We start from the raw sequence: 14,545 nt of genomic DNA, 5'->3' as shown, positions 1-14,545 counted from the left end.
TCCCTACTTCGCCCAGGACAGCTGGGACAGATCGACGCGGACGACGTCGTCGGTCTCCAGGTACGAGCCGTTCTCCTGCGCCTCGGTGAGCAGCTCCTCGTCCCACGGCTCGGTGGTCTGCAGGTAGCCGTAGGGCAGCGGCGGACCGTGGTAGTCCCGCCCGGCCGGCAGGTTCTTGTTGATCGCCAGCGTCACGACCGGGCGGGAGTAGTAGCCGTAGTAGACGAGCGCGCGCAGCTGCTCGAACAGCGGGTCCTCGGCCTCCTCCAGGGCGGCGATCGCCGCGGTCCGGGCCGCCGTGTCACCGTCCACGAAGGACTGGCCCAGCCGGTCGAGGCCGGCCTTGACGTCGTCCTCCTCGGCGAACGGGAAGTGCTTGTTCCGGTACCCGCTCGGCGTGACGTAGCGGCCGACGAAGGTCGCGAGGTCGAGCTCGCTCGCCGTCGGCCACGCCGGGTCCGGCGGGATCATGGTGTCCGCGACCGCGTCGATGACGGCGGTCTGAGTCTCGTCGAACCGGACGGGGTCCTGCAGGCCGCCGAGTCGCGGCCGTCCGGTCTCGAAGAACCCGCCGGCCTCTCCCGGCGTCGCCGCCGTCTCGGGTGCTCCGAACGGAGCGGGCTTCTCGCCCAGCGCCTCATTCGCTGCTGCGTCGTTCACTTCCGACCTCCTCGGTGAAGTCGACCGGTCTCTAGAGGGGCGCGCCCGCCCAGTCGGTGCCCGCGCGCAGCGAGCCGTCGAGGTTGACGGTCACGTGCTTGACCTGCGTGTATCCGTGGACGGCCTCCAGGCCCTCCTCGCGTCCGGTGCCGGACTGCTTGTGCCCGCCGTGCGGGGTCATCGGCAGCTCGCCGAACCAGTCGTTGATCATCACGCCGCCGACCTGCAGCCGTCGGGCCGTCGAGAGCAGCCGGGTGATGTCGCGGCCCAGCAGCACCGCGAAGAGCCCGTAGATCGAGTCGTTGACGGCCTCGACCAGCTCGTCCTCGGTGCTCCACGAGTGCACCGACGCCACCGGACCGAAGATCTCCTCGCGGGCGATCCGCGCATCGTGGCCGACGTCGACGAACACCGTCGGCTCGATGAAGTACCCGCCATCGGGCGCGCCGGCCGGGCGCCCGCCGCCGTAGTGCAGCGTGCCCTCGGTCTTGCCGGTCTCGATGTAGGAGCGCACCCGGTCGTACTGCTTCTGCGAGACGAGCGGGCCCATCTGGGTGCCGTCGGCGAACCCGTCGCCGACCTGGGTCGAGTCCAGCCGAGCGGTGAGCTTGCCCAGGAACTCGTCGCGGATGTCGGCGTGCACGAACAGCCGGGTGCCGGCGACGCAGACCTGCCCGGTGTGCGAGCAGAAGCCCTGCACCGCGGCCTCGACGGCGTCGTCCAGGTCGGCGTCCGGGAACACGATCGTCGGGCTCTTGCCGCCGAGCTCCAGGTTGACCTGCGCGATGTGGTCGGCGGCGAGCTTGGTGACGGCCTTGCCGGTCTCGGTGGATCCGGTGAAGGTGATGCCCGCGACGTCCGGGTGCGCGGCCAGCGACGCGCCCGCCTCGGTGCCGTAGCCGGTGACGACGTTGAACACCCCGTCCGGGAAGCCCGCCTCGGAGACCAGCTCGGCGAACTTCAGCGCCGACAGCGAGGTGTCCTCGGCGGGCTTGACCACACAGGTGTTGCCGAGCGCCAGCGCCGGCGCGCAGGACCGGACCAGGATCAGCAGCGGGTAGTTCCACGGCACGATGTGCGCGGTCACCCCGAGCGGCTCGAGCACGGTGAACGACAGCTTGTTACCCGGCACCTCGATGGTCCGGCCGCCGACCTTGTCGGCCAGGCTCGCCCAGTAGTCGAGCCACAGCGGGATCGCCCCGACCAGCTCCTGCGCCTTGGCCAGGTAGTGGCCGGAGTCGAGCGCCTCCAGGCGGGCGAGCTCGTCGGCGTGCTCGGTGACCTTGGCCGCCAGTGCGCGCAGCAGTCCGGCGCGGGCGATGGCGTCGGTGAACTGCCACTCGACGGCGACCCGCTTCGCGGCGGCGACGGCCCGGTCGACGTCGGTGCCGTCGGCCCGCGGGACCTGCGCGATCGTCTTGCCGGTGTTCGGGTCGACGGTCGGGAACGTGCCACCGCTCGCGGCCGCGACGAACGCGCCGTCGACGAATATCATCGCGTTCTCGGCGGTGCGGGCGTCCGGGTCGAGGGTGAGGGACTGCGTTACGGACATGCGACCTCCTCGTCGAATGTGCTGCGCACCCGTGGGTGCAGGATCTAGCGCTTCGTGTGTTCGCGCTCGTCGATCACCCGACGGGCCTTGTGCTCGCTGCGCTCGAAGGTGTCCGGCTCGACGATCTCGATCCCGACCCGAAGCCCGACGACCCGGTGCAGCCCGCCGGCGGCGAGGCGCTCGAACTCCTCGGCCCGGTCGGCGGCGCACTCGGCGCGGACCAGGATCTCGTCCATCGACCCGGTCCGGGTGACGACGACGCGGTGCTCCCCGCCGTACCCGGGCATCTCGCGCAGCACGTTGTCGATCTCGGTCGGGTACACGTTCTCGCCCCGGATGTGGATCATGTCGTCGATCCGGCCGTAGACCCCCGACGGCAGCCGCGGGTAGGTGCGCCCGCAGCCGTTGGTGCCCATCTCCCAGCGGGTCAGGTCGTTCGACGCCAGCCGGATCATCGGCTGCGAGGTCCGCTCCAGGTGGGTGTAGACGGGCGTGCCCTCGTCGCCGTAGGGCACCGTGCGGAACGAGTCCGGGTCGCACACCTCGTGCCAGACGATGTCCTGCCAGAGCAGCATCCCCTCGGGCGAGCCCTCGGTCGCCGACGCCGACATGAACGGCGTCATCTCGGCCATCGTCCCGCAGTCGATCACCCTGGTGTCGAACGCCTTCTCGATCGCCTCCCGGACCTTCGGCACCGAGGCACCGGGCTCGCCGGAGAAGAACATGACGTCGATGCCGAACTCGCGCGGGTCGACCTTCTCCTGCTCGGCGACCTCGGCCAGCCGCAGCGCGTAGGACGGCGTCGAGTAGAACGCCCGCGGACGGGTGCGGGTCAGCCAACCGATCGCGCGCGAGGTCATCCCGGACGCCCCCGCGCCGTAGGGGAAGACCTTGCAGCGCAGCCGCTCCGCTCCGGACATCGCGCCCCAGGAGCCGAGGTAGAGGCTGAACAGCGCGGAGACGAACACGGTGTCGCCGGGGCGGATGCCCATACCCCACAGGATCCGGGCGTGGTTGTCGGCGATGACCTCCCAGTCCCGGCGGCCCATCGCGAACGCGGTCGGCGTGCCGGTGGTGCCGGACGTGCCGTGGATGTGGTGCAGCTCGGCGTCGTCGACACAGAGGTAGTCGCCGAACGGCGGCGCGTTCTCCTGCGACGCCCGGAGCTCGGCCTTGGTGACCACCGGGACCTGCTCGAAGGCCTCCCAGGTGGTGACGTCACCGATGTCGAGGCCGGCCTCGTCGTACTTGCGGCGGTAGAACGGCGAGTTGTCGTAGGCGTGCCGCAGCACCTCCTGCAGCCGCACGAGCACCGCGACGTCCCGCTCAGCCGGGTCCATCGTCTCCCGGTGCGGGAACCAGTACGGGCTGTCCGGGTCGGGCAGGTAGCTCTGGTCGTACCCGGCCGGGAAGTGCCACTCCTCCATCTGCTGGCTCACTGCTGCCTCCGCTTCACCTCGGCGTCGTTCCAGGGCGTGAGCGCCTGGTAGTCCGGGACCCAGCCCAGGCCCTTGCCGGCGTCCGGCGAGGGGGCGTCCCGGCTGGTCACCACGTCGATCACGGCCGGGGCGTTGGCCAGGGCCCGCTTGAGCGCGTCGGCCATCTGCCCCGGCTCGGTCACCCGCTCGCCGTGCGCACCGAGCGCCTCGCCGAGCGCGGCGTAGTCGTTGTGCTCGAGGTCGGTGCCGACGACGAGGCCGTAGTTCTCGAGCTGGTCGTAGCGCTCGATGTTCCAGGCGGCGTTGTTCGAGACGATCACGACGATCGGGGCGCCGTGCCGGACCGCGGTGTTGACCTCCATCGCGTTGATCCCGAACGCGCCGTCGCCGGTGACCGCGATCGCCGGCCGGTCCGGCCGGGCCAGCGCCGCGGCGATCGCGAACGGGACGCCGACGCCGAGACAGCCGAACGCCCCGGCATCGAGGTAGCGGGCGGTCGACGGGACGCCGAGCCGGGCGAAGCTGAGCAGGTCTCCTCCGTCGGCGACGACGGTCGCGCCGGTCAGGTCCAGGTCCGCCAGCGCGGCGAAGATGTGGTTCGGGTGCATCCGGCCGTCGTCCCCGGGCGGGGTGGCGGCGAGCTTCTCCCGGTAGCCGTCGAACCGCTCCAGGTGCGCGGTCCGCAGCTCGTCCCGCCACGTGGTGTCCGGTGTGGAAACTGATGCGACCGCGTCCAGTGTGGAGCCGACGTCGGCGAGGATCTCGACCTCACCGCGCCGGTTGTCGTAGAGCTCGCCGGCCGAGTCGGAGATCCGCACCCAGCGCGCGGCCGGGAACGCCGCCGGGGAGCCGAACCCGAGCTGGTAGTCGAGCTGGCGGCCGACGGTCAGCACGAGGTCGGCCTCGCGCATCACCCGCGACCGCAGTGCCCCGACGACGGCCGGGTGCTCGGGCGGGACGAGCCCGCGGCCCTCCTGGGTGTCGAGGTAGGCCGCTCCGGTGGCGTCGAGCAGCCGCACCAGCGCCTCGGGGTCCCGGCGGGCGCCGCGGCCGGTGATCACGACCGGCTTCCGCGCGGTGCGCAGCAGCGCGGCGACGGCCGCGACGTCGTCGGGGTGCGGCAGCGAGCGGCGCGGGCGCGGCGGGCGCAGGAACTCGTCGAGCACGACGGCCGGCGGCACCGTCTCCCGCAGGACGTCGGTGGGGATCTCGAGGTACACCGGCCCCGGCTCCGCGGCGTCGCCGTTCGCCCGGGACCAGCCCTCGTCGAGCTCGCGCAACACCTCGTCGGCGACCCGCAGGGTGCGGCTCTGCCGGGTCACCGGCCGGAGGATCTCGGTGTGCGGGATGTCCTGCAGCGGGTGCTTGTTGGCCTGCGGCCGGGGCGGGCAGCCGCCGAGCAGCAGCACCGGGATCCGGGACACCGACGCGTTCGCGACCGCGGTGACGGTGTTGGTGACCCCCGGGCCGGCGGTGGCGAGCGCGATCCCGGTCTCCCCGGTCAGCTCGGCGTGCGCGTGCGCCATGTGCACCGCGGCGCTCTCGTCGCGGACGTCGACGATCGCGACACCGAGCCGCGCCAGCTGGTCCCAGATCGGCTGGATGTGCCCGCCCTGCAGGCCGAACACGCGGCGGACCCCGCGCTCGTGCAGGAACCGGGCCACGAGTTCAGCTACGGATCGTGACGAGTGCTCGGACATCGAGCGGGCCTCCTCGGCGGCGACGACGGGGTGACGTGTGCCACTCACTGTGGGCATACTGAATTCAGAAGTCAACCGGAGGGAGTCGCGCCATGGAGCCCCGGTATCCTGAAATCCCCTGGCAGACAGCGGGAACCGACGATGCGGAAGGACGATTCGTCGACATGACGGCGCTCCCCGCCCCGCCCTCGCGTGTGCAGCAGGTGTACGACGCGATCGTCGACGACATCTGCACCGGCCGGCTCACGCCCGGCACGCCGTTGCGCCAGGAACAGCTGGCCGAACGCTTCTCGGTGTCCCGCCAGCCGGTCCAGCAGGCCCTGCTCCTGCTGCGCAACCAGGGCATGCTGCGCGACTTCGGCCGGCGCGGCCTCGAGGTCGCGCCGGTGGACACCGACTTCGTCCGGCACCTCTACGGGCTGCGCGCCGTACTGGACGGCTACGCCGCCCGCTGTGCCGCCCACGGCCTGTCCGCCGAGGCTGCGTCCCGGGGATTCGCCCTGGTCGCGGAGGGGCAGCAGGCCGACCGCGAGCACAACTACGCCCGCATGGTCGCCGCCGACATCGCGTTCCACCGGTTCGTCACCGAGCAGTCCGGCAACCCGCTGCTGGTCGAGAGCGCGACGGTGATCTGGCGGAACGTGCAGCGGGTGATGGGCGAACTGCTGTTCCGCGGCGGCTCCCCGAAGTGGGTCTGGGAGGACCACGCGGCGATCTTCGCGGCGATCGCGGCCGGGGACGGCGACCGCGCGGAGCGGCTCGCCCGCCAGCACGCCGAGCACGGCGAGCAGCTCATCCTCGACGCACTCGCCGAGACCGGCGAGTCCGGCGGCCGGGCGGCCGGCACCGCCTCCTGAGAACCGGCACGCGGCGGCCGTCCCGCTTGACCGTTGCTTGACTTCTGAATTCAGAATGCTTGATGGTGGCGCGACCGGGGCCATCCGGCCCGCAGCCCTCACCGTCGAGGAGCCGCCCGATGTCGATCGAGTCCGATCGCGCCGTCACGGATCGTGTCTACCGGAAGGTCGCCTTCCGGCTCGTCCCGTTGCTGTTCGTCTGCTACGTCATCGCCTACCTCGACCGCGTCAACGTCAGCTTCGCGCGGCTGCAGATGGACGACGAGCTCTGGTTCTCCGACGTCGTCTACGGCATCGGGGCCGGGGTGTTCTTCGTCGGCTACATCGTGTTCGAGGTGCCGAGCAACATCGTCCTGCACAAGGTCGGCGCCCGGCGGTGGATCGCCCGGATCATGATCAGCTGGGGCGTCGTCTCCGGAATGATGGCGCTGGCGAACTCGCCGTTCACCTTCTACCTGCTGCGCTTCCTGCTCGGCGTCGCCGAGGCCGGCTTCATCCCGGGCATCCTGCTGTACCTGACCTACTGGTTCCCGGCGCACCGGCGCGGCCGGATCACCGCACTGTTCCTCACCGCGATCCCGGTCGCGACGATCTTCGGCGGTCCGCTGTCGGGCTGGCTGATGCAGGCCTTCGACGACGTCGGCGGGCTGCGCGGCTGGCAGTGGATGTTCATCGTCGAGGCGGTGCCGGCCGTCCTGCTCGGCCTGGTCGTGCTCCGGATGCTCGACGACCGGGTCGCCGACGCGACCTGGCTGACCGACGACGAGCGCGCCGTCGTCGCGCGGGAGGTCGCGGCGGACGACGATGCCAAGCCCGCCGCGCACGCGAGCGTCCGGGACACGATGCGCTCGCCCGTCATCTGGCTGCTCGGCGGGATCTACTTCGCCGTCGCGCTGGGGATCTACACGATCAGCTTCTGGCTCCCGACGATCCTCTCGCGCAGCGGCGTGGAGTCCACCGTGGCCGTCGGGTTCCTGTCCGCGGTGCCCTACCTGGTCGCCGTGGTCGCGATGGTCGCGGTCGCGGCGAACGGCGACCGCACCGGAGAGCGTCGCTGGCACACCGCGGTGCCGTGCGCGCTCGGCGGGGTCGGGCTGATCGCCGTCGGGATGACCCAGTCGTCGACGGTCCTGGCGCTGATCGCGCTGACCGTCGCCGCGGCGGCGATCTCCAGCGCGCAGGCCGCGTTCTGGAGCCTGCCCGCGGCGCTGCTCTCCGGTGTCGGCGCGGCGGCCGGGATCGCGCTGGTCAACTCGATCGGCAACATCGCCGGGGCGGTGAGCACGTCGCTGGTCGGGGTCATCTCGGACGCCACCGGCAGCACCGCGACCAGCCTGTACGTGTTCGGCGTCGTCCTGGTCCTGGGCGGGGCGCTGGTGCTGACGCTGAAGAAGGAGCAGGTGAACGGCGCCGGCACGCGGAAGTGACCTGCCCGACCCCCGATTCCCTCCGCACCGCGGTTCCTTCAAGATCGGACCGACCGAACGGCGAGGCTGCTGTCCGCCGACCGACGAAGGCTCGCGCACAGGAGTGATCGGATGACGGAAACCATGGAACGCGTCGGGGTCGTCGGCTGCGGCCTGATGGGCGCGGGCATCGCCGAGGTCGTCGCCCGGAGCGGACGCGACGTGGTGGTCGTCGAGTCCACCGAGGATGCCGTGGCGGCCGGACGCGGGCGGCTCGAGAAGTCGCTCGCCCGGGCCGAGCGCCGCGGTGACGTGGACGACGCGCGCGTCGTCCTCGAGCGCATCACCCTCCGCACCGACCTCGGCGAGCTGGCCGACCGCGACCTGGTCGTCGAGGCCATCGCCGAGGACGAGGCGGCCAAGACCGCACTGTTCGCCCGGCTCGACGAGATCGTCACCGACCCGCGCGCCGTGCTCGCGTCCAACACGTCCTCGATCCCGATCATGAAGCTCGGCGCCGCGACCACGCGTCCCGAGCAGGTCGTCGGGATCCACTTCTTCAACCCGGTACCCGTGCTGACGCTGGTCGAGCTGGTCCCCAGCCTGACCACCTCGGACGAGACGCTCGACCGGTCGCGGGAGTTCGTCGAGACCGGCCTGGGCAAGCACCCGATCACCTGTCAGGACCGGGCCGGCTTCGTGGTGAACGCGCTGCTCGTCCCCTTCATCCTGTCGGCGATCCGGATGCTCGAGTCCGGGTTCGCCACCGCGGCGGACATCGACGCCGGGCTCGTGCAGGGCTGTGCGCACCCGCAGGGGCCGCTCGCGCTGGCCGACCTGATCGGTCTGGACACCGTCAAGGCCGTCGCCGACTCGCTCTACGCCGAGTTCAAGGAGCCGCTCTACGCGTCCCCGCCGCTGCTCACCAGGATGGTCGAGGCGGGCCTGACCGGCCGGAAGGCCGGGCGGGGGTTCCACGACCACAGCCGCTGATCGACCGCAGCCGCTGATCGCCCGCAGCCGCTGATCGACCGCAGCCGCTGACGGCCGGGGGAGCCGGTTCAGGCCGGACCGGCACCCCCGGCGGGCACCTCGTCCGGGTCGGCGAACGCCTTGCCGAGCTCCCGGCTCAGGGCCAGCGCGCGGCGGGCCCAGTCGGGGGTGGCGCCGGCCAGGCCGCAGGCCGGCGTGGGCACGGCGAGCCGGGCGAGCCGGCGACGATCGAAGCCGAGCCGGTCGGCGAGGTCGTAGCCGGTGCGGGCGAGGTCGGCGATCGCCGGCTCCCGGCGCGGCGCGGTGCCCGGGAGCAGGCCGAGCAGCAGCGGGACGCCGCTGTCCCAGGTCTCGCCGATCGCGTCGAGCGCCTCGACCCGCGCGGTGGCGCCGGTGAAGGCGGGCCGGGTCGCGTCGATCCCGACGGCCGCGGCGCCCGCCCCGGCCAGCAGCCGGATCGGGGGGACGTCCGCACAGCAGTGCACGACGACCGGCGCGTCGATCCCGGCGATCAGCTCCCGCAGGGTGTCCTGCGCGTCCGGGGCGCGGACCGCGCGCACCGTCCCGTAGCCCGACGCCGTCGGCAGCGACCCGGCGATCACCGCGGGCAGCCCGGGCTCGTCGAGCTGCACGACGACCCGCGCGCCGGTCCGCTCGGCGACCTCCGCGACGTGCTCGCGGAGCCCTTCGGCCAGGCTGGCCGCGAACTCGCGGACGGCCCCGTGGTCGGTGAGCACCCGGTGCCCGGACGCCAGCTCGACGGACGCGGCGAGCGTCCACGGCCCGGCGACAGCGATCTTGACCCAGCCCGGGCGGGTGCGGTCGCAGGCGTCGTCGAACGCGTCGAGGTCCGCCGACATCAGGTCGCGGGCGCGCCGCAGGTCCCGGCCGGTCCGCGGGGTGACCCGCCAGCCGGTCGGGACGACCTCCACCGCCAGGTCCACCAGCAGCCCGGCCGTGCGGCCGATCATGTCGGCGCCGACGCTGCGGTGCGGCAGCTCGGGCAGCGCCGGGAACTCGGGGGTCTCCCCCGTCACCAGCGCGGCGGCTTCCCGGGGGTCGGCCCCCGGCAGCGATCCGGCGCCGGTGCCGATCCCCTCGGGCCACAGCTCGCGCGGGCCGGGGTCCGGGTCGGGGGCGGTGTCCACGACCTCGATGCGGGGCTCGGGCGGCCGGCTCTCGCCGGGGCGGACGTCGCCCAGCCCGGCGGCGGCGAGGGCGGCGGCCAGCGGGTCGGCGTCGTGGTCGGAACTCACGCGGCCCAGTCTCCCCGCGCCGCCTCGGCGACGCCGCGGCGCCCCGATGTCCGGCCTCGATCGGCGGTTCAGCCAGCCCGGGGCGCGCACAGCTCGAACACCGGGTGCCGGTGCGCGGCCGCCGTGATCTCGGCGTCGGACGATCCGGGGCCGATGTCGTCGAACAGCAGTCCGGCGCTCCGGCCGAGGCCGTCCAGGTAGGCGCGCAGCACCGGGACGGCGGTGACCGGGGACTGCTCCATCGCGAGCACCGGATCGGTCACCGCCCCCGCGCGGAGCTCGGCGCGCCCACCCGCGGCGCGCAGGTTCAGGACCCAGTCGGTCTCCCCGCGTGGGGAGATGAGGTAGCGGCGGCCCCCGACCGTGACCGGGGTGAGCGGGACGGTGCGCTCACGTCCGCTGACCCGGCCGGGGACGGCGAGCACCGCTGTCGCACCGGGCAGCCGTCCCCGTTGCACGAGCGCGACGACCAGCGGGTTCAGCATCCGGGAGAGCCGGCCGGGAGCGCGGTAGTGCCGGTGATCCACACCGACACCTTTCCATCGCGAACTCGAACGCGACAGTCCGGTCACGCTTCCGGCGACAGCAGGAACACCGGGTGCCGGCGCGCCTCGGCGGCCAGCTCGGCGTCGGACGAGCTCGCGTCGACCCCCTCGAAGAAGGCGCCGACCTCCCACGCCCACTTCCGCAGGTAGGCCCGCAGGACCGGGACGACCCGGGCGTCGTCGGTCAGCTCGGTCGCGGTGACGGTCTCGGTGCGGCGGCCGACCGTCAGCTCGGCCTCGCCGGCGGCGCGCAGGTTGCGCACCCACTGGGTGTTGCCCCGCGCGGCGACGAGGTAGCGGGCGCCGTCGTGCCGGAGCGGGTTGACCGGGGTGGTCCGGATCTCGCCGGAACGACGGCCGCGGACGCCGAGGACCGCGGATCCGGCCAGCGGGACCCCGAGCCGGGTCAGGCCCGCGACCAGCGGGTTCATCAGGTACCGGGTGAGTCGTCCGGGTGCGAGGTAGTGCTTGTCAGAGCGCTGATTCGTCATGAGAGCAGTGTTCACTCAATGCGGACGAATGGCAAGAGCAGTGCTCTCTTTTCTGCGGAGGAAGGCGCCCGGGGCGGGTGGTCCATCGCCGAGGCCGCACGTCGCGAGATCTCGGCGAGGTCGGGCGGTGACGGTCAGGCGGTGGCGGTCAGGCGGTGGCGGTGATCGTCGCCGACCCGAGGACCCGGTCGCCGTCGTCGTCGGGCCGGTAGAACGCGACGGCCTGACCCGGCGCGACCCCCCGCAGCGGCTCCGCCAGCGCCACCTCGACGCCGTCGCCGGACGGGGTCACCGACGCCGGCGCGGTCCCGCCGTGCGCCCGCACCTGCACGACGCAGGCGAACGCCTCGGACGGCGCCACCCCGGACGTCCACACCGGACTCCGGGCGGAGATCGCGGACACGTCCAGCGAGGCCTCCGGCCCGACCCGGACGGTGCCGCTCACCGGCTCGATCCCCAGCACGTAGCGGGGACGGCCGTCGGCGGCGGGGCGGTCGATGCCGAGGCCCTTGCGCTGGCCGACGGTGAACCCGTGCACGCCGTCGTGCGTCCCGAGCACCTCGCCCGAGGAGTCGACCATGGACCCGGGCCGCGACCCGAGACGCTCGGCCAGGAACCCCTGGGTGTCGCCGGTCGGGATGAAGCAGATGTCATGGCTGTCCGGCTTGCCGGCGACGCGGAGCCCGAGCCGCTCGGCCTCGGCGCGGATCTCCGGCTTCGGCGTGTCACCGACCGGGAACATCGCGTGCCGGAGCTGGTCGGCGCGCAGCACGGCGAGCACGTAGGACTGGTCCTTGCCGTCGTCGACGGCGCGCCGCAACGCCGGGACCGAGGCGTCCAGCCGGGCGTAGTGGCCGGTGCAGACGGCGTCGAAGCCCAGCGCGAGCGCGCGGTCCAGCACCGCCGCGAACTTGATCTTCTCGTTGCACCGCAGGCAGGGGTTCGGCGTCTCGCCGGCGGCGTAGGCGTCCACGAAGTCGTCGACGACGTCCCGGGCGAACTCCTCGGAGAGGTCCCAGACGTAGTAGGGGATGCCGAGCACATCGGCGGCGCGGGCCGCGTCGCCGGCGTCCTCCTTGGAGCAGCAGCCGCGGGAACCGGAGCGCATCGCGTCCCGGGTCCGGGACAGCGCCAGGTGCACGCCGACGACGTCGTGCCCGGCCGCGACGGCCCGGGCGGCGGCGACCGCGGAGTCCACCCCTCCGCTCATCGCTGCGAGGACCCGCACGGCTCAGCCCGTCACGGCGGCCGGGGCGCGGCGCCCGGCGCGACGCGCCCGCTCGACGACCGAGCCGATCGCCTCGGTCAAGGCGCGCACGTCGTCGCGGGTACTGGTGTGCCCCAGCGAGAACCGCAGCGAGCCGCGGGCGGTGGACTCGTCGGCGCCCATCGCGAGCAGCACGTGGCTGGGCTGCGCGACGCCGGCCGTGCAGGCCGAGCCGGTGGAGCAGTCGATGCCCTGCGCGTCGAGCAGCATCAGCAGGCTGTCGCCCTCGCAACCGGGGAACGACAGGTGCGCGTTGCCGGGGAGCCGGCCGGGGCCGCCGTCCACCTGTGCGTCGAGCGCGTCCCCGTTGACGACGGCGTCGGGCACCTCGGTCAGGACGGCGCGGACCAGCTCGTCGCGCAGCCCGGCCAGCGCCACGCGGCGGCGGGGCGCGGCCGCGACCGACTCGGCGACGGCGGCGGCGAGCCCGACCAGCGACGGGACGTCGAGGGTGCCGGAGCGGACGTCGCGCTCCTGGCCGCCGCCGTGCAGCAGCGGGGTGCACTCGACGTCGCGGCCCAGCAGCAGCACGCCCGCGCCGTAGGGTCCGCCGAGCTTGTGCCCGGTCAGGGTCAGGGCGTCGGCGCCGGAGGCGGCGAAGTCGACGTCGAGGATCCCGACGGCCTGCACGGCGTCGGTGTGGAACGGCACGCCGAACTCGTGCGAGACCTCCGCGAGCTCGCGCACCGGGTTGACCGTGCCGACCTCGTTGTTCGCCCACATCACCGAGACGACGGCGTTGGCGTCCGGGTCCTCGGCGAGCGCGGCGCGCAGCGCCTCCGGGGAGACCCGGCCGGCCCCGTCCACCTCGAGGAGCCGGACGCGGGCGCCCTCGTGCTCGGCCGTCCAATCGGCGGCGTCGATCACGGCGTGGTGTTCGACGGCGGACACCAGGACCCGGGTGCGACGCGGGTCGGCGGCCCGGCGGGCCCAGTACAGGCCCTTGACGGCGAGGTTGTCGCTCTCGGTGCCGCCGGTGGTGAACACGACCTCGGACGGGCGCGCGCCGACCGACTCGGCGATCCGCTCGCGGCTCTCCTCGACCTCGCGGCGGGCCCGGCGGCCCGACGAGTGCAGCGACGACGCGTTACCGGTGCGGCCGAGCGCGTCGCTCATGGCGGCGACGGCGGCAGGCAGCATCGGTGTGGTCGCCGCGTGGTCCAGGTACGTCATCGTGCTCCAGGGTAATCCCCCGGCCGGGGTACCGGGACGCGTGCCCGTCCGGCCGGCTACCGGTGATCCCGTCCGAGCGCCCGGTCCGCCCGCCGTCCCACCGCGAGGCCCACCGGCAGTGCGACGAGCACGAACAGCACGACGCCGACGGTCGCGACTGCCGGACCGCGGGTCACCAGCTCGGCGGACTCCAGGAGCGCGAACGCGCCGAGGAACGCCAGGGCGACCAGCATGACCGCGATCCGGGACGCCCGGTTGCCGACGATCGTCCTGAGCCAGTTCGTCACGTATGTACGGTATCGCCCCGCCGTACCCGGTGGCGGGCGCGGCGGGCCAGGGTGCGCCGGTCGTCGTCGCCGGGCTCGATCAGCCCACCGACCCGCACCTCGCACACCAGCCCGGGCAGCCGCGCGACCCGTCCGACGGTGTCGGCCAGCGTCTGGGCACCGACGAACGCGGCGGCGGTCGTCGGGCGTCCGTCCGGGGTGGTGAGCGTGACGGTCACCGGCCGGACCGGGGCGCCGGCGTCGATCGCGGCCTGGAACGGCGCGCGCCGGTAGTCCCCGCCCACGGCCCCGCACCAGGTGGTGGCCTCCGGGAAGACGCCGACGAGCGCGCCGCGTCGCAACGCCTGCGCGGTCGCCGCGACCGTGCCGGGCAGCCGGGACAGCCCTTCGCGGTGCACGAACAGCGTCCCGACGCGCCCGGCGAGCGGCCCGATCAGCGGCCAGTCCCGGACCTCGCGCTTGGCGAGCATCGTGACCGGGCCGACCGCGCCGAGGGCGGGGATGTCGATCCAGGACGTGTGGTCGGCGACGACGAGCGCGCCGCGGCCGTCGCCGGGGGCGAGCCCGCCGCCGCGCACCACCAGGCGCACACCCGCGGCACGCAGCACCGCGCGGTGCAGGGCGCGCAGCAGCGGGCCGCTCACCCGGGGACCGGCGAGTGTTCCGACCGGGATCGTCAGGATCGCGACGGCCAGGACGGCGAGCAGCGCGGCCGTGCGCCGGACCAGCCGCCAGGTGCCGCCGGGGACCGGCGGGGGCAGGCACTCGTCGGGTGTGCACGGCGACCAGGCGGCCCAGGGTCCGCCGGGGCGGTGCGACGCCGGGAGCACCGTCGGGTGCGTCGGGTGCCCGATCCCCCCGCGCCGGACCTCGCCAGGAGGACCCGCCGGAGCGGGCGGGATGCGAGCCGGTCGGCCGG

Annotated in this window: 14 protein-coding genes; 3 read left to right on the top strand and 11 right to left on the bottom strand. The window is 73.7% G+C overall.

All coding sequences use genetic code 11. From position 1 onward, the window contains the following. Positions 1–3: 3 nt before the first annotated feature. From WIS52_RS00275 to WIS52_RS00260, 4 genes are read right to left on the bottom strand one after another with little or no spacing between them, the layout of a single operon-like run. A complete protein-coding gene (locus WIS52_RS00275) occupies positions 4–660 on the bottom strand; it encodes a gluconate 2-dehydrogenase subunit 3 family protein (RefSeq protein WP_349295985.1) in 657 nt (218 codons plus the stop codon). Positions 661–691: 31 nt separating this feature from the next. After that, positions 692–2,212 (bottom strand): aldehyde dehydrogenase family protein, encoded by a 1,521-nt coding sequence (locus WIS52_RS00270; RefSeq protein WP_349295984.1) that lies wholly within the window; start codon positions 2,210–2,212, stop codon positions 692–694. Positions 2,213–2,256: 44 nt separating this feature from the next. Then, entirely contained in the window at positions 2,257–3,651 is a 1,395-nt protein-coding gene (locus tag WIS52_RS00265) for a phenylacetate--CoA ligase family protein (RefSeq protein WP_349295983.1), read from the bottom strand. Beyond that, positions 3,648–5,399 carry a thiamine pyrophosphate-binding protein gene (locus WIS52_RS00260; protein ID WP_349295982.1) on the bottom strand — a complete coding sequence of 584 codons (1,752 nt, stop codon included), beginning with the start codon at positions 5,397–5,399 and terminating at the stop codon, positions 3,648–3,650. Before WIS52_RS00260 ends, WIS52_RS00265 begins: the two co-directional genes overlap by 4 nt. Before the next feature lie 116 nt (positions 5,400–5,515). Between WIS52_RS00260 and WIS52_RS00255 the strand changes: the two genes are divergently transcribed. The 3 genes from WIS52_RS00255 (at position 5,516) to WIS52_RS00245 (ending at position 8,607) form a co-directional block, all read left to right on the top strand. After that, positions 5,516–6,208 carry a GntR family transcriptional regulator gene (locus WIS52_RS00255; protein WP_349295981.1) on the top strand — a complete coding sequence of 231 codons (693 nt, stop codon included), beginning with the start codon at positions 5,516–5,518 and terminating at the stop codon, positions 6,206–6,208. Between the two features lie 119 nt (positions 6,209–6,327). Further along, entirely contained in the window at positions 6,328–7,635 is a 1,308-nt protein-coding gene (locus WIS52_RS00250) for an MFS transporter (RefSeq protein ID WP_349295980.1), read from the top strand. Between the two features lie 111 nt (positions 7,636–7,746). Continuing rightward, a complete protein-coding gene (locus tag WIS52_RS00245) occupies positions 7,747–8,607 on the top strand; it encodes a 3-hydroxybutyryl-CoA dehydrogenase (protein WP_349295979.1) in 861 nt (286 codons plus the stop codon). 68 nt (positions 8,608–8,675) lie between these two features. On the opposite strand, the gene WIS52_RS00240 is transcribed toward WIS52_RS00245, so the two are convergent. From WIS52_RS00240 to WIS52_RS00210, 7 genes are all read right to left on the bottom strand, one after another. After that, a complete protein-coding gene (locus WIS52_RS00240) occupies positions 8,676–9,716 on the bottom strand; it encodes a uroporphyrinogen decarboxylase/cobalamine-independent methonine synthase family protein (RefSeq protein ID WP_349296768.1) in 1,041 nt (346 codons plus the stop codon). 215 nt (positions 9,717–9,931) lie between these two features. Then, positions 9,932–10,390 (bottom strand): nitroreductase/quinone reductase family protein, encoded by a 459-nt coding sequence (locus tag WIS52_RS00235; RefSeq protein WP_349295978.1) that lies wholly within the window; start codon positions 10,388–10,390, stop codon positions 9,932–9,934. 41 nt (positions 10,391–10,431) lie between these two features. Then, positions 10,432–10,899, bottom strand: coding sequence for a nitroreductase family deazaflavin-dependent oxidoreductase (locus tag WIS52_RS00230; RefSeq protein ID WP_349295977.1), 468 nt, complete (start codon positions 10,897–10,899; stop codon positions 10,432–10,434). Between the two features lie 148 nt (positions 10,900–11,047). Continuing rightward, positions 11,048–12,127 (bottom strand): tRNA 2-thiouridine(34) synthase MnmA, encoded by a 1,080-nt coding sequence (gene mnmA / locus WIS52_RS00225; protein ID WP_349295976.1) that lies wholly within the window; start codon positions 12,125–12,127, stop codon positions 11,048–11,050. Between the two features lie 3 nt (positions 12,128–12,130). Next, positions 12,131–13,339 carry a cysteine desulfurase family protein gene (locus WIS52_RS00220; RefSeq protein WP_349295975.1) on the bottom strand — a complete coding sequence of 403 codons (1,209 nt, stop codon included), beginning with the start codon at positions 13,337–13,339 and terminating at the stop codon, positions 12,131–12,133. A 56-nt stretch (positions 13,340–13,395) separates the two neighbouring features. Continuing rightward, positions 13,396–13,626, bottom strand: a complete 231-nt coding sequence (locus tag WIS52_RS00215) for a hypothetical protein (protein ID WP_349295974.1) — start codon at positions 13,624–13,626, stop codon at positions 13,396–13,398. Next, positions 13,623–14,456 (bottom strand): lysophospholipid acyltransferase family protein, encoded by an 834-nt coding sequence (locus WIS52_RS00210; RefSeq protein WP_349295973.1) that lies wholly within the window; start codon positions 14,454–14,456, stop codon positions 13,623–13,625. Before WIS52_RS00210 ends, WIS52_RS00215 begins: the two co-directional genes overlap by 4 nt. Positions 14,457–14,545: the final 89 nt, after the last annotated feature.

The organism is Pseudonocardia nematodicida (assembly GCF_040105385.1).
GTDB lineage: Bacteria > Actinomycetota > Actinomycetes > Mycobacteriales > Pseudonocardiaceae > Pseudonocardia > Pseudonocardia nematodicida.
The sequence above is the reverse complement of the archived record's forward strand: the minus strand, read 5'-3'. Positions and strand labels throughout refer to the sequence as shown.